The following is a 16,474-nucleotide window of genomic DNA, read 5'->3' as shown; positions in this document are numbered from 1 at the left end:
TGAAAAAATGTCAGTGGATAATTTGTTAAATTTACTAAACACTCAACAATTAGCAGCAGTTTTAAATACAGATAAACCAGTAAGAATTATTGCTGGAGCTGGTAGTGGTAAAACTAGAGTAATTACAACTAAAATTGCTTATTTAATAGAAAAACAAAACATCGATCCTAGTAGAATTTTAGCTGTAACATTTACAAATAAAGCTGCTAAAGAAATGAAAGAACGTGTTTTACAAATTACAAATAATTCTTTTAAAAGTCCGTTTATTTCTACTTTTCACTCATGATGTTCTAAAGTATTAAGAATTGATGGAAAACATATTGGATTAGAAGATAAATTTTTAATTATTGATAGTGATGATCAAAAAAGAATTATTAAATCAGCTTTAAAAGAATCAAATATTGAACTAAATGAAAACGATAAAAAAACTTTTGATAAAAAAATTCTTTATAAAATAAAAGAATGAAAAGAAGAATTAGTTGATCCAAGTGAAGCTATTTTAAATGCTACAAGCACTTTAGAAAAAAACTTTGCAGCTATTTATAGGTTGTATCAAAATACGCTTTTAAAAAATAATTCTTTAGATTTTGATGATTTACAAATTTATGTTTATCTATTATTTAAACAAAATAATGAAATTTTAAATAAATGAAGAAATGCTTATGATTATGTTTTAGTTGATGAGTTTCAAGATACTAATGAACTTCAATTTAGCTTAATTAAATTTTTAACTATAAATACTAATCATTTAACAGTAGTTGGAGATCCTGATCAAACTATTTATTCTTGAAGAGGAGCTAAATTAGATATTATTTTAAACTTTAATAAAACATATAGTAATGCTATAAGTATTGTTTTAAATCAAAACTATAGATCAACAAAACAAATATTAGATATTTCTAATAGTTTTATTAAAAACAATAAATTTAGAGAACACAAAGAAATTTTTACTAATAATAAATCAGGTAAAAAAGTAGTTTTAAAAGAATGTAATTCAAAAACTAGTGAAGCTAGTTATGTAAGCTCTAAGATTAAAGAACTAGTTAAACAAGGTTATCATTATAAAGATATTTTTATTTTATATAGAATGAATGCTTGGTCTCAAGAATTTGAAAAAGAACTAGCAAATAAAAAAATTCCTTTTCAATTAATTGGTGGAATTAAGTTTAGAGAAAGAAAAGTAATTAAAGATGCTATGGCATTTTTAAAAATGATTTCAATTAAAGATAATTTATCTAGTCAAAGAGTTTTAGGTTTAATTCCAAAAATTGGAAATATTACAATTGAAAAAATTATAAATACTGCTAATTTAAATCATTTGAATATATTTGATTTAATTACAAATGAAAATAGAACACTTTTACATTCAATTACTAAAAACTTAGATGAACTTATTGAAGTGTTTAAAACAGCTCATCAGTTATATTTAGATAATACAAATATTGAAGAAATCTTAAAATATTTACTAATTCAATCTGGTTATGAAAATAAATTAAAAGTTAAAAAAGAGCAAGACGATTTAGAAAATATTAATGCTTTATATGATCAATTAAAAAGATTTGATGAAGATTTTGATCCAAAATATTATAGTGAAGAAAATAAACTAATTGCTTTTTTACAAGAAGAAGCCTTAGCTAGTGATATTGATGAAGCTGAACAAATTGATAAAGTTTCATTACTAACAGTTCATGCAGCCAAAGGATTAGAAAATAAAGTAGTTTTTATTACTGGATTAAACCAAGGAGTTTTTCCATCAAGACTATCTGAAACTAGTATTAGTGAATTAGAAGAAGAAAGACGTGCTTTATATGTTGCTTTAACTAGAGCAAAAGAAGAATTATTTTTAACTTATGTTAAAGGCGATTATTCTCATATTATGCAATCAGAATTAAAGCCAAGTAAATTTATTCATGAACTTGATAAAGACTTATATGAATTTGAAACTCAATTTTTAAATACTTTACTTTATGATTCAAATGATTATAAACAAAGTTCATTTTATGTTAGTCCAAAACAACATAATTTATATAATGTTGGTGATCATGTTGAACATAAATTATTTGGAAAAGGTGTTGTAGTTAAAATAATTAATGATCAATTACAAATTTCATTTACAAATTCAAGTTATGGAATTATGATGATTGCTACTAATAATTCTGCTTTAAGTAAGGTATAATATTTAAATGTAGTTTAAATAAGAATGATATAATAATATTGTTAAATTTTAGGAGGATTAGACTTATGGCAAAGTTTTCAGCTATCATTACAGATAAAGTAGGATTACATGCAAGACCAGCTTCAGTACTAGCTAAAGAAGCTTCTGAATTTAGTTCAAACATTACTATAATAGCAAATGAAAAACAAGGTAATTTAAAATCAATTATGAATGTAATGGCAATGGCTATAAAAACTGGAACCGAAATAACTATTCAAGCTGATGGAAATGATGCTGATCAAGCAATACAAGCAATCAAACAAACTATGATTGATACAGCTTTAATACAAAGATAATTTAATTTAAAAACAACCATCTAGGTTGTTTTCTTTATTAATAGAAAGTTATTTTAAAATGATTAAAAAATTTAGTATTAAAGATACTGGTGTTGATCAACAATATCCATTTGATTTTAAGTTTTATAAACCTAAAGTTGAAGGAATGATTATTTTATTTTCATTAGTTATTTTGCCATTAATTGCAGTAATTTTTTTAAATGTTTTTAAAACTCAATTAAATATAACAGATGAAAGAATAGGATTAATTTTTCAACTTTCAAGTATTTTATTTACTTTAGTTGGAGCAACTATTTTTTGATCTAGAAATCCTATGAGTTTTTGAAAGTCTGGAGTTGGAATATTGTTTGGTTTTCCAATATTTTTACAACTATTTGGATTAGCTTTTGGTTTATTAGCAAATTTAGTTGGTGTTTTTAATAATAACAATAATAATGCTTGATCTGATATTTATAATCTTTTAGTTCAAACTGTTGCTGAAGTTTTAGTAATTATTTTTGCATTTAATAAAATAAATAATTTAAAAAGTAAAGTTAAAAAAACTTTTAAAGAAAATAAAAAACTTTTAATGCCCATTGCAATTCTTTTTGCAATTGTTGCTTTTTTTGTAGGTAATACTTTATATAGTTTAATAATTACAGAATTAAAGTTAAATTTAGGTGAATCAAAAAATCAAGAAGGTTTAGTTTCACCTTTTAAAGTACAAGGAATTACTAAATACATTTATATGGTTTTATTTATCATTTTAACTGTTTTTATAGCTCCTTTGTGTGAAGAAATAGTAGCTAGACAAGCTCTATTTACAGGGGTTTCAAATAAAGTTTTATCAATCATAGTATCTAGTTTATATTTTGGAATTTTACATATTTCAAGTGGAGATGTTTATAATATTTTTCCATATGTTATAGGTGGGTTTTTCTTTTCATTAGCGTTTAGTTTTTCTAAAGGTAATTTAAGTTATTGTTGATTATCTCATTCTTTTTATAATTTAATTTCAGTAGTTTTAATAATAGCTAGTTTATATATAAAATAGTTATGACAAAATTTATTGTTAATAAAAATGATCAAAATCAAACTTTATTTAAGTTTTTAAAAAAAACTTTTAAAACTACTCCTATAAGTGTTATTTATAAATGAATAAGAAATAAATCTATTAAGATAAATTCTAAAAGAATTAATGATAAAAATTATTTATTAAAAGTAAATGATATTATTGAAGTTTATGATTCAAATAAACCAATAATTAGAGATCAATTTAACTATATTAGTAATGTTAATTTAGATATTGTTTATGAAGATAATAATATTTTAATAGTTAACAAGTCTAATAATTTAGAAATGCATTCAACATATAATTTATGTTTAGATGATATGGTTAAATCTTATTTAGTTGATAAAAAAGAGTATGATATTTATTTAGAAAATTCATTTGTGATTTCTCATGTTCATCGATTAGATAAATTAACTAGTGGCTTAGTAATTTATGCTAAAAATAAAATTAGTTCAACTATTTTAACTAATGCATTTAAATCAAACGATCAAATTAATAAATATTATTATGCACTAACTAGTTATGATTGAAATTTAAATGATTTTTTACAAGTTAATGGTTATATTAGTTATGATAGTAATACTCAAAAAGCTGATTTTAGTTTAGTTGAAAAAAATAACTATAAATATTGTCAAACTGAGTTTAAACTAATTAATAAAAATTTAATTTTAGTAAAATTAATAACAGGTAAAAAACACCAAATTAGAAGTGTGTTAAGTTTTTATAATAATCCTATTTTAAATGATTTTAGATATAATGGTAAAAAAGAAAATGATCAAAAAATGATCTATTTAGCAGCTTTTAAAATTGAATTTAAAAATTTAAAAAAACCTTTAGATTATTTAAATAATAAAGTAATTATAAAAAACCCAGATTGAATTAGTAGGAGGTAATTATGCAAACAAATGTTGAATCAACAACTGCTAATATACCTATTAGTACAACTGAAAAAACTACTTCAGCTAAAAGTGGTGTTTTTAGTGCTTTATTAGGTGTTGTTATTTCAATAACTAATATGATAATTCAGTTTTTGTTAATTTATTGAGTTTTACAAAGTTTTGGAACTGAAATAAATGGATTTATTAGAATTTCTATGTCACTTTCAATAATTGGTGGAACTGCTGAAGGAGCTTTAGCTTTATCAACAGTTTTAATGCTATCAGAACCTTTAAGTAAAAAAGATTGAATTACAGTTAATGAAATTTATTCAACTTCAAAAAGAAATTATAATAATAAGATTGTTTCTGGTTTTATTTTAGTTTTTTTATTATCTATACTTTATCCATTACAAATTGCAATTTCTCCAATGATAACAAGTAATCAACCAATTAAGTGAGGAATTGATTTTATTGCTCCATTATCAAAAAGTTCATCTAGTTTAAAGTTTTGAGAACTAAGTTTAATTTTTTTAATTTTAGGATTTAAACAAACTTTAACAGCTGGACTTTTTGGTGTTTATGAAAATATTATGCAAGCAGATCAAAAAAATGCCACTAGAAAATTAGTTATTTTATTTACTGATATGTTGTTTTATGGTGCATTTTTTATAGGATTGAATTCTTATATTTCTTTAAATGATAAATATTCACCAGTTTATTTATTTTTACCGTTTTTACTTTATCCATTCATAAGAGGACTTATAATTAAAATTTATATTAAATCAAAATATCCATTTTTAAAATTTTATAATGATTTTAATAATTTAAGTTTAATTAGAAAATCTACAAAAATTTATTGATCTTCTATTGGTCAATCTATTTTAAGTAATAGTGATTTAATTATTATCTTTTTAGCTTTGGGTTCAATTGGGTTAAAGGTTTCTTCTTTACTTTCTTTATATATGGTAGTTGCAATTAATTTAAGAGTTATTATGACTACTTTAATTACTTCATTTAGAGAATATTTTTTAAGTGTTATTATTAAAAAAGGCCGACTAGATTGAACAACATATTCTAATTATGAGTATTACACTTATGTTGTATCTATATTTTCATTTCTTTTTACAAGTTCAATAACTCCTTATGTAGTTTCAGGGCTATTTTCAAAAATCATAATTAATGATGTTGATACAAATGGATTAACAAAAAACACAATTAAATTTATAATTTCTAGTTTTAATTTCTCAACACTTTTTGGTTTTACAACAAGCTTAATTGTTGTTTTAGAAGGAAAATTATCTTTAATACAAGCAAAAGGAATGAACAGAGCAATTGTTAAACCAATTAATATTATTGCTTTTAGTTTTTTTATTACTAGTTTTATTACTACTTTATTATTAAATCGTTTTATTAGTGATGTTGAAACTAAAATTACTTCTGTGATTGAAACATTTTATATTTTTAAGATTTTCTTTTTAATAGTTGCTTATGTATATTTATGATTTTTTTCTTGAGATAAGTTAGTTTATAATGCTAAATTTGATTCGATTTTTACAAATGTAAGCTATTTAGTTCTTTCAGGAGCAATTATTGGAATGGTTTTACTAGTTTTATCTACTATTGCTCATATTAATTTAGATGATGAAATTCCTGTTAATTTTAATATGCTTTTAACAGTTATTGCTATAACATTTTTTGTAGGTTTGTTTTTAATAGTAGTAGTTCCATTAATATTTAATAAATCAATAGGTAAAATATTTTTTTATAACCTACCTATTATTAAACAAATTGCAAGAAAAAAAGAAATTTTAGCAAAAAAGAAACTTTTTGAAAAAGAAGGTATAAAAATTGATGAGTTGTTATTAAAACAAGAGGCTTTATTAAAAGCTATGAATGGTTTTGAAAATGACAAGGCTATTGATCAAAGTGAATTTGAAAAATATTCAAAATATAAACCTAAGCCTAAAATTTATACTTTAAAATTTAGTGATATGAAAAAAGATGAATTGGAGTATTAAAATATGTCAAAAGAACAAGTTCTATTAAGAATTAATCAATTAAAAGAACAGTTAAACTTATGATCTAAACAATATTATGTTGATGATAATCCAAGTGTTGATGATACTGAGTATGACTTAGCTTTAAAAGAACTAATTAGTTTAGAAAATTTATATCCTGAATTTATTACAAGTGATTCACCTAGTCAAAAAGTTGGTGGAACGGTTAATGAAAAGTTTTTAAAAATAACTCACAAAACTCCAATGCTAAGTTTAGGCAATGTTTTTAATTTTGATGAATTTTTAGAATTTAATACTCAAGTAAGTAAAGTTTCAAACAATTTAAATAATGAATATGTAGCTGAATTAAAAATTGATGGTTTATCAATTTCATTAGTTTATGAAAATGGAGTTTTAGTATCAGCTGCTACTAGAGGTAATGGTATTGTAGGTGAAGATGTCACTATTAATGTAAAAACTATTAAATCTATTCCTTTAAAAATTAGTAAAAAAGAACGTGTTGAAGTTAGAGGAGAAATATATTTATCTAAAGCTGAATTTGAAAAAATTAATAAAAAAAGATTATTAAATAGTGAAGATTTATTTGCAAATCCTAGAAATGCAGCCGCTGGTACTTTGAGACAGTTAGATTCAAAAATAGTTGCAAGTAGAAATCTTGATGCTTTTTTATATTATTACATTAGTGATGATTCAGCTAAGCTTAATCAATATGAATCCATTTTAAGACTAAATCAGCTAGGTTTTAAAACTAATAAAGAAACAATGTTGTGCAAAAATTTAGATCAAATTAAAGCATATATACAAAAATATACTAATTTAAAAAATGATTTAGATTATCAAATTGATGGAATTGTATTTAAAATTAATGATAAAAACTTACAAAATAGTTTAGGGTTTACTAGTAAAATTCCAAAGTGAGCAATTGCTTATAAATTTCCAGCTGAAATTAAACAAACTAAATTATTAGATGTATTTGCTACAGTTGGAAGAACTGGAAAAATTACTTATAATGCTAAACTTGAACCTGTTTTTTTAATGGGAGCTAAAATTAGTGCTGCTACTTTAAATAATGCAGAATATATTAAAACAAAAGATCTAAGAATTAATAGTATAGTTAAAATAAAAAAAGCTGGAGATGTTATTCCAGAAGTTATTGAAGCTATTAAAGATGAAGATTTTTATAAATTAGAAAAATTTAAACCTGCATTATATTGTCCAAATTGTTATTCTTTATTAGAAAAAAATGATGGTGAAGTTGATCAGTTTTGTATAAATTCTTCTTGTTCTATGAAAATATTAAGATCATTACAACATTTTAGTAGCAGAGAAGCTATGAATATTGTAAGTTTAGGAGATAGAAGTTTAGAGATTTTATTTAATCTAAAAATTATTCAAAATATTTCAGATATTTATAAATTAGAAGAATATAAAGATCAAATTTTAGCAATTGATAATTTTGGTTTAAAAAGTTATTTAAATTTAATTGATTCAATTAATGCTTCTAAAAATAATTCTTTAGAAAAAGTTTTATTTGGTTTAGGAATTAGACATATTGGAAGTAAAACCGCAAAAATTTTAGCTAAAAAATATCAAAATATAGATAATTTAATGAGTGCTAGTTATGATGAATTAATTCAAATAAATTCAATTGGAGAATCTTTAGCTTTATCTATTGTTGATTGATTTAAAATAGAAGATAATTTAAAACTAATTAATGATTTAAAATCATTTAATATTAATTTTAATTATTTGGGAGCAAAAATTAATTCTAATTCAATAATTGCTAATAAATCATTTGTAATTACTGGAACTTTAACAAGACCAAGAGAAGAATTTAAAACACTAATTGAAAATAATGCTGGTAAGATAAGTGGCTCAATTTCTAAACAAACTGACTATTTATTAGTTGGTAATAATGTAGGTTCTAAACTAGAAAAAGCAAAAAAATTAGGTGTTAAAATTATAGATGAACAGCATTTTTTTGATTTATTAAAATTAGAGAAAGGATAATATGTCAAATAGATTTAATAAAGAATTTTGAAAAGAATTAGCTCATGATTTTATGTTTGAATTAAACGATGAAGAGCTTGAAAACTTAATGAGTGTTGAAGACAAACTTTTTGATGATTTTAAAAAAATCACTAGTATTGATACAACAGATGTTGAACCAACTTTTTATACAGTTAATCAAATTCATTCATATTTAAGAGATGATGAACCAATACAAACTAATTGTCAAAAAGAAATTTTAGAAAATGCGCCAACTAAACATGATGATTACATCACAATAGCAAGGGTGGTTAAATAATGCAAGATTATAGAAAAAAAAGTATTTTTGAAATTCACAAAGATTTAGTAGATAAAAAATATACTGTTTTAGATCTAACTAAAGAAGTATTGAAGAATTTAAAATATGAATTAGATTCTAATGCAATTAATTATTTAGCTGAAATTCATGCTTTAAAACAAGCAAAAAAAGTTGAAGAAAATTTTGATAGCAATAATTTATTATGTGGAATTCCATATATTTGTAAAGATAATTTTTCAACAAAAGATATACCAACTACAGCTTCATCAAAAATACTAGAGAACTATATTCCAAATTATTCTGCTGCCTTAGTTGATTCACTAGATAAAAATCAATCTATATTAGTTGGAAAATCTGCTTTAGATGAACTTGGAATGGGTGGAACTGGATTATTATCATGTAATGGTAAGATTACAAATCCATGAGATAAAAATCGTATAGTTGGTGGTTCTAGTTCTGGGTCTGCTTATTTAGTAGCTAAAGGATTAGTTCCATTTGCAACAGGAACTGATACTGGTGATTCAATTAGAAAACCAGCTAGTTATAATGGAATAGTTGGGTTTAAGCCAACTTATGGAGTAATTTCAAGATATGGATTATTACCATATGCTCCAAGTTTAGATACAGCTGGATTTTTTACAAAAAATGTAGATGATATGGCAGTTTTATGTGATGCTAGTTATGATAATGATACTAGAGATTTTTCATCAACAACAGCTGATCATGTTGACTTTTTAAAACAAATAAATGATTTTTCAAATATTAAAACTTTTGGATATATTAGTTCAGTAATTGAAAGTTTAGATCAAGAACATAAAACTCATTACTATAATTTATTTGAAACATTAAAAAATAAAGGTTATCAAATTAAAGCTTTAGATTTTAGACAAGATTTATTAGATGCAGTTTTACCTGTTTATTTAATGATTGCAAATAGTGAAAGTGTTTCAACTAATTCTTGTTTAGATGGAATTAAATATGGAAAAAGAGTGGACGGAAATGATTATAGTGAAATTATGATCAATTCAAGAACTCAAGGTTTTGGTGAAATTGTTAGACGTAGATTTGCAATTGGTTCACTAGTTTTAAAAGGTGAAAATCAAAAAAAATATTTAGTACAAGCTAAAAAAGTTAGAACTTTAATTAATCGTGATTTTAATAATTTATTTGAACAAATTGATGTTTTATTATTACCAGCATCACCATCTATTGCTCCATTAATAGAAGAAATTACTAATCCAAATAAAAAATCTCAAGAAAGAGATTTTATTGAAAATATTTTAGTTTTAGCTAATTTTACAGGTAGTCCTTCAATTACTATTCCATTTTTTAAAACTAAAAATATGCCAGTTGGAATTAATATTACAACAAAAGTTAAAACAGATTTATCAACATTGCAAGCAGCTAAATTATTAGAAAATATTATTGGAATTAAAAACCAAATTGTTGAGGACTAGTATGCAAAATTTTGAGATTATTATTGGAGTTGAAAACCATGTTGAATTAAAAACTAATTCAAAAATGTTTTCACCAAGTAAAGTTAGTTACGGACAAACTCCAAATACTTTAGCAAATGAAATTGATTTAGCTTATCCTGGAACTTTACCAAGTGTTAATAAAAAAGGAGTAGAGTTAGCTATTTTAGCATGTAATGCTTTAAATATGCAAATTGATACTTTATTAACTTTTGATCGTAAAAACTATTTTTATCCAGATTTAACTAAAGGTTTTCAAATCACTCAACAATTTAATCCAATTGGAACAAATGGTAGTTTAGAAATAATTTTAGAAAATGGAAATAAAAAAGTAATTGAAATTGAACGTTTGCATATTGAAGAAGATACTGCAAAACAAGTGCATAAAGATAATTTAACTTATCTTGACTATAATAGATCTGGTGTTGGATTAATTGAAATTGTTACAAAACCAGTATTAAGAAGTGCTGAAGAAGCTTGTTTATATGTTGAAAAGCTTAGAGAAATTTTATTATTTTTAAATGTTAGTGATGTAAAAATGAATGAAGGTTCACTAAGAACTGATTTAAATATTTCTTTAAGACCTTATGGTAGTGATAAATTTTCAAATAAAGTTGAAATCAAAAACTTAAACTCTATTTCAAATATTAAAAAAGCTGTTGAATTTGAAATTAATAGACAAAAAGAAATTTTATTAAAAAATCAAATTGTTGAACAACAAACAAGAAGATTTGATGATCAAACTAATTCAACTATTTTAATGAGAAGTAAAATAGATAGTATTGATTATAGATATTTTAGAGAACCAAATATTTTTCCAATCCAACTAGATCAAAAATGAGTTGATCAAATTATTTCAAATTCTCTTGAACTAGCAGATCAAAAACGTATTAGATATGTAAATGAATTAGGTTTAACTAGTGAAGATGCTAATATTATTTTAACTAGTTTAGAAATGACTAATTTTTTTGAAAAAACTATTAAATTAACTACTAATTATAATAAAATAGCTAAAATGTTAATTTCAGAAATTCAAGCTAAATTAAATTTAGAAAATAAAACAATAGATCAAATTGAATTAAGCCCAGAAAATTTAGCTAGTGTAATTAATTTAATTGATAAAAATATTATTTCATCAAAACAAACAAAAGTAATTATGCCAATTATATTAGATTCAAATACTGAAACTGTTGAACAAATTGTTGAAAGATTAAATCTAAAATTAATTACAAATAAAGATGAAATCTCAAAATTATTAATTGATATTATTAATCAAAATAAAGAGTTATTAAACCAATATTCAACTCGTCCTGAAAGAGTAATTAAAACAATTATGGGTCAGTTAATGAAACAAACTAATGGTAATGTTGATCCTGAAATTGCAAATGAAATTGTAATTAAAGAAATTGAAAAGAATTTATAATAATAAAAAATGGGCACTGCCCATTTTTTTATTGTTCTTCAGTTAAAAGGTTTGGATCAGTTTCTTCATCAATCATACCTTGAATTTTTTCAGCTAAACTATTAATAATAGTAGTTCTTGCAAAAACTACAATATGATCTCCTTCTTTTAGTTCAGTATAATCATCTGGTAATAAGATCTTACCTTTTCTTCTAATTTGAATAATATTAAAATCTTTATTTGCTGATAATCCAACTTGTTGAATATTTTTATTAAATAAATCAGAGTTTTTAACTTCTAAAGTTGAAGAGATAAATTCATCATCAATTGAATGCACTTCAATATCAAAATCAATATTAAAAATTACTCTAGTAGCTGTAATTTCTCCAGCAATTTTATTAGGAACAATAATTTGATTTTCAGTTAAACCTAAAGCTAGTAAAACTCTTCTATAATTATCATCTTTTGCTTTAACTGTAATATTAGTACATTTTAAATCTAATAAGTTTAAAACTGTTACTAGTGATGATTCTAATTCATTTTCAATTCCAACAATCACTCAATCATATGATTGAATTCCTTTTTTTGCTAGAGCTACTTTATTAGTTGTATCAATTACAATTCCTTCAACTGTATCAAATTCAGATAAATATAAATTCAAACGTCTTTCATCAATATCAAAAACAGTTACAGATTGTCTTTTTTGTACTAAAGTTTCAATAACAGACAAAGTAAAGTTAGAAACACCAATGATTGCAAAGTTTTGTTTTTTTGCCATAAATTATCCCTTCTTAACTAATTAAATTATACATTTTTATCAAAATGATATAATAATATATTGAAAAGAGGTGGATTTATGTTTTTTAAGAAAAAAAATAATAAAAAACACAAATGAAAATTCACCTCAAGACTTTTTAAAAAAACTTCAAATTTTAATGAAGAAAAGTATAAATTTTTCCGACTAGTTAAAGATATTTGACCACTTTCTAAAACTTCAGGAAAGATTTTTTTAATTTATGTAGCAATTATTTTATTAGGAGGGTTATTATTATCAATTCCTAACTTTTCACTAACTAAAAGTGGATCTAAATATAATTGAGATTTTTTAACTGGAATATTTATTGCTTCATCTGGATTTAGTGATACTGGTTTAACTGTTTTAGATGTTTCTCATTCTTATACTTTTTGAGGTCAGTTTATTTTATTATTACTAATTGAATTTGGTGGAATTGGTGTTTTAACTTTTAAAATTATTTTATTTTTAATTATTAATAAAAAAATCTCAATTTCAGATACTATTGTTGCTCAATCTGAAAGAGGAAGTGCTACAACTAGTTTAACTATTGTTCTAATTAAAGATGGGTTTATTTGACTAACTTCAGTTCAAGTGATTTCAGCTTTTATTTTATTCTTTTTATTCTTTTTTAATCAACCTTCAAATAATCCAAATTTAGAAGTGGTTTCACCATATCATGATTTTTGAAAGTCTTTATGATTTGCTGTTTTTCATTCTACAAGTGCTGTAAATAATGCTGGGTTTGATATTATTTCACCAAACTCATTACAACCATATAATGTAGATAATCATAGAGTTTATGCTATTCAAGTAATTTTTATGCTTGAGTGAATAATTGGTGGATTAGGTTATCCTACTTTTCATGATATTAAACGTAAACTAAAAGCTAGAAAAACTAAAGAAAAAATTAATTTTAGTTTATTTACAAAAATTAATTTCTGAGTGTATTTAGTATTATTTATCTTTGGTCCTTTAGCTGTTTTTGCAACAGAATATTCAAATTACAATCATTCATTAATTTTTCATTATTATGATGAAAACTTTACTGTTTTAAATGCTAAATCTAATATTGTTGTTTTTATGGATATTTTATTTAATACAACAGCTTCAAGAAATGCTGGGTTTTCAACAATTGATATTTCAACTTTTAATTCAGGATCAAAAGCTATATTATCAATTTTAATGTTTATTGGATCAGCACCAAGTTCAACTGCTGGAGGAATTAGAACTACAACTTTTGGAATACTGCTTTTATCAACCTTTAAAATTATTAAAAACCAAAAATTCACAAGTGCTTTTAGAAAAACTATACCTAGTGAAACTGTTAATAGAAGTTATGCAGCATTCTTTATTTCAACATTTTTAATTTTTGTTGCTTTATTTATTATTTATGTTGATTCAAATAGTGTTTTTCATACTTTAAAAAACCATAACAGTGCTTCAATTAATACTATTTTATTAATTACTAGTGCATTTGGGACTGTTGGATTATCTCCATTAGCTCATTTTCAAATGTATCAATTAGGAGTTGTTACTAAAATATCAATTATTTTAATTATGTTTATTGGTCAATTAGGAGTTTCAAATACTTTATTAATCTTTTTAAAACCTGCAAGAGATAAAGCTTATAAATATCTTGAAGAAGATATAACTATAGGATAGGTGATAGTATGGTTATTTTAGATGGTAAGTTAGTTTCAAAACAAATTAAAGAAGCTTTAAAAAAACAAATTGACACATATTTAAATAAAAACTATAAAAAACCTAAATTAGCTGTAATTTTAATTGGAAATGATCCAGCAAGTGAATTATATGTTTCAAATAAAATAAAAGCTTGTAACTTAGTAGGAATTGAATCAGTGTTATTAAGATTTGATCAAAATATCACTAGTGAAATGTTATCTGATCAAATTAATCAATTAAATAATGATAATAGTGTTGATGCAATTTTATTACAATTACCATTACCAAAACATTTAAATGAACAAGAGTTTTTACAAGCAATTGATCCTTTAAAAGATGTAGATGGGTTTCACTATATTAATCAAGGAAAAATGTTAGAAGGTTATAATACTATTTATCCTTGTACACCAATTGGAATTATTAATTTATTAAAAGCTTATAATATTGATGTTAGATCAAAAGATATAACTATTATTGGAACTTCAAATATTGTTGGAAAACCTTTAGCAATAATGTTATCTAATATGGGTGCAACAATTAGTATGTGTAATAAAAATACAAAGAGTTTAAAAAAATATACTAAAAGATCTGATATAGTAATTTCAGCTACTGGAAAACAAGCGCTTATTAAAAAAGATATGATTAAAAAAAATGCTATTGTAATTGATGTTGGAATTATAAAAGATCCAATTACTAATAAAATAGTTGGTGATGTTGATTTTGAAAATGTTAAAGAACTTTGTTCATATATTACTCCAGTTCCAGGTGGTGTTGGACCTATGACTGTTAGTATGTTATTAGAAAATACATTCAAATTATACAAACTACATATAAAGGAAAATTATGAAAACTAGTTTTAAAAATAATCGTCCTAAAAGACATTATATATATAATGATATTTTTAAAAAAGCTAATTTAATTATTAAAATATCAAGTGCTATATTTATGTTATTAGCAACTATTGGATTTATGTTTGGAATAGTTGGGATTACTTTAGGAACTGTTGTTAATACTACAAATATTAAATTAAATACAATTAGTGGAATTAGTTTAATTACAATTAGTAGTTATGTGTTTTTAATGTGTGCTATTAGTTTGTGTTTATCAGTTATTAGTAATTATCATAAAACAACAATTTATTTAGAAATTCTAGCTATTTTTAGTATAGTTTCAATAGTATGTATGATTGGTGGATTTTTAATTATTTTTAGTAGTAATAAATATAAAGATGAACAAGAAAAAAACACTGATAATCAATTAGAAAATCAAATTGATAATAAACAAAAAACTGAATCTAAAGAACAAGATCAAATTGAAAATCAAACTAATAATCAGTCTAAAGATCAATTTATATCTAATATAAATCAAACTGATAATCCAAACCAACAAATAGTTGGAGATCATTATCATGCAAATATAAGTAGAATAAATAATAATCAAATTAATAATCAAAAATTAGAACAAGATAAAAAAACTGAAAAATACCAACAAGTAAAAAGAACTTATCAACTAGTAAAAGAAGACAAACTAAGTGAAGATAAACTACAATCTATTTTTAACTCTGATCCTGAATTTAAACAAATGTATGATGAGTTAAAAAAAATTTAAATGAAGTTATTTTATTTGATGAAAATCAAAAAGATAAACATTTAGTTTTAGATAATAATGCTAATAAGAACTCTGTTAAGATCAGAGTTTTTGGTAATGTTTTTGAATTTAAGCCAAAAACTGTAAAAGAGTATGTAGAAACTAAATATAGTGATGATACTAAAACTAAAGTAACTTAATTAGGTTATAAAAAGAAACAATAAAAAATGTAGATTATTATGTTTTAAATAGATTAGATAAAAATACAAAAGAAGTTCCAATTGATCTGCCATTAAAAATTAATTCATTAAGTGATTCTTTTTTTGAAAAAAAAAAAAAAATGAAAAAATCACTAATATTGACAAATAAGATACTAAAAACATTATTTCTTTAAAAAACATGTTTTATTCAGCAAAAAGTTTTAATCAAAATATTTCTAGTTGAAATATTTCTAATGTTGTAAATATGTCAGCTATGTTTTTTGAAGCTGAAAAATTTAATCAACCAATAGATAACTGAAATGTTTCAAAGGTTACTGATATGGATTTTTTGTTTGATGGAGCAATAACATTTAATCAAAATATAAATGATTGAAAGACTGATAGTTTAACAGATCTAACTTATACTTTTAGAAGCGCTATAAGTTTTAATCAGCCATTAAATAAATGAGATGTTTCAAAAGTTAAAAGTATGGATGGTATGTTTACTGAAGCTACTAGTTTTAATCAAGATATTAGTTCGTGAAATACAAGTAATGTTTAATCG

The 16,474-nt window shown here is 23.0% G+C and carries 14 protein-coding genes; 13 read left to right on the top strand and 1 reads right to left on the bottom strand.

The window, feature by feature from the left end; translation table 4 throughout:
• Positions 1-7 precede the first annotated feature (7 nt).
• The 9 genes from MSB_RS03615 to gatB all read left to right on the top strand — a co-directional run bounded on the left by MSB_RS03615 (position 8) and on the right by gatB (position 11,664).
• Positions 8-2,176, top strand: coding sequence for an ATP-dependent helicase (locus tag MSB_RS03615; RefSeq protein ID WP_013447988.1), 2,169 nt, complete (start codon positions 8-10; stop codon positions 2,174-2,176).
• A 65-nt stretch (positions 2,177-2,241) separates the two neighbouring features.
• A complete protein-coding gene (locus MSB_RS03610; protein ID WP_013447987.1) occupies positions 2,242-2,511 on the top strand; it encodes an HPr family phosphocarrier protein in 270 nt (89 codons plus the stop codon).
• Between the two features lie 58 nt (positions 2,512-2,569).
• The gene (locus tag MSB_RS03605) at positions 2,570-3,544 is read left to right on the top strand and encodes a CPBP family intramembrane glutamic endopeptidase (RefSeq protein WP_013447986.1); all 975 of its coding nucleotides are present in this window, start codon (positions 2,570-2,572) and stop codon (positions 3,542-3,544) included.
• A 2-nt stretch (positions 3,545-3,546) separates the two neighbouring features.
• Positions 3,547-4,455, top strand: coding sequence for an RluA family pseudouridine synthase (locus MSB_RS03600; protein ID WP_013447985.1), 909 nt, complete (start codon positions 3,547-3,549; stop codon positions 4,453-4,455).
• Between the two features lie 2 nt (positions 4,456-4,457).
• On the top strand, positions 4,458-6,458 hold the full coding sequence (locus MSB_RS03595; RefSeq protein WP_013447984.1) for a hypothetical protein: 2,001 nt from the start codon (positions 4,458-4,460) through the stop codon (positions 6,456-6,458).
• 3 nt (positions 6,459-6,461) lie between these two features.
• On the top strand, positions 6,462-8,468 hold the full coding sequence (gene ligA, locus MSB_RS03590; RefSeq protein ID WP_013447983.1) for an NAD-dependent DNA ligase LigA: 2,007 nt from the start codon (positions 6,462-6,464) through the stop codon (positions 8,466-8,468).
• Between the two features lies 1 nt (position 8,469).
• Entirely contained in the window at positions 8,470-8,766 is a 297-nt protein-coding gene (gatC, locus tag MSB_RS03585) for an Asp-tRNA(Asn)/Glu-tRNA(Gln) amidotransferase subunit GatC (protein ID WP_013447982.1), read from the top strand.
• Positions 8,766-10,223, top strand: coding sequence for an amidase family protein (locus MSB_RS03580; protein ID WP_013447981.1), 1,458 nt, complete (start codon positions 8,766-8,768; stop codon positions 10,221-10,223). Before gatC ends, MSB_RS03580 begins: the two co-directional genes overlap by 1 nt.
• A 1-nt stretch (position 10,224) precedes the next feature.
• A complete protein-coding gene (gatB, locus tag MSB_RS03575; RefSeq protein ID WP_013447980.1) occupies positions 10,225-11,664 on the top strand; it encodes an Asp-tRNA(Asn)/Glu-tRNA(Gln) amidotransferase subunit GatB in 1,440 nt (479 codons plus the stop codon).
• A 28-nt stretch (positions 11,665-11,692) separates the two neighbouring features.
• On the opposite strand, the gene MSB_RS03570 is transcribed toward gatB, so the two are convergent.
• Positions 11,693-12,421, bottom strand: coding sequence for a potassium channel family protein (locus MSB_RS03570; RefSeq protein ID WP_013447979.1), 729 nt, complete (start codon positions 12,419-12,421; stop codon positions 11,693-11,695).
• 78 nt (positions 12,422-12,499) lie between these two features.
• Between MSB_RS03570 and MSB_RS03565 the strand changes: the two genes are divergently transcribed.
• The 4 genes from MSB_RS03565 to MSB_RS03550 all read left to right on the top strand — a co-directional run bounded on the left by MSB_RS03565 (position 12,500) and on the right by MSB_RS03550 (position 16,471).
• Positions 12,500-14,101, top strand: a complete 1,602-nt coding sequence (locus MSB_RS03565; RefSeq protein WP_013447978.1) for a potassium transporter TrkG — start codon at positions 12,500-12,502, stop codon at positions 14,099-14,101.
• Between the two features lie 8 nt (positions 14,102-14,109).
• On the top strand, positions 14,110-14,976 hold the full coding sequence (folD, locus tag MSB_RS03560) for a bifunctional methylenetetrahydrofolate dehydrogenase/methenyltetrahydrofolate cyclohydrolase FolD (RefSeq protein ID WP_013447977.1): 867 nt from the start codon (positions 14,110-14,112) through the stop codon (positions 14,974-14,976).
• Complete coding sequence (locus MSB_RS03555) at positions 14,966-15,730, top strand: G protein-coupled receptor family protein (RefSeq protein ID WP_013447976.1); 765 nt, start codon at positions 14,966-14,968, stop codon at positions 15,728-15,730. The genes folD and MSB_RS03555 overlap by 11 nt, the downstream gene beginning before the upstream one ends.
• Positions 15,731-16,090: 360 nt before the next feature.
• Positions 16,091-16,471, top strand: coding sequence for a BspA family leucine-rich repeat surface protein (locus MSB_RS03550; protein WP_408632430.1), 381 nt, complete (start codon positions 16,091-16,093; stop codon positions 16,469-16,471).
• The last annotated feature ends 3 nt before the right edge of the window (positions 16,472-16,474 follow it).

This window comes from Mycoplasma leachii PG50 (assembly GCF_000183365.1).
Lineage (GTDB): Bacteria > Bacillota_I > Bacilli_A > Mycoplasmatales > Mycoplasmataceae > Mycoplasma > Mycoplasma leachii.
The sequence above is the reverse complement of the archived record's forward strand: the minus strand, read 5'-3'. Positions and strand labels throughout refer to the sequence as shown.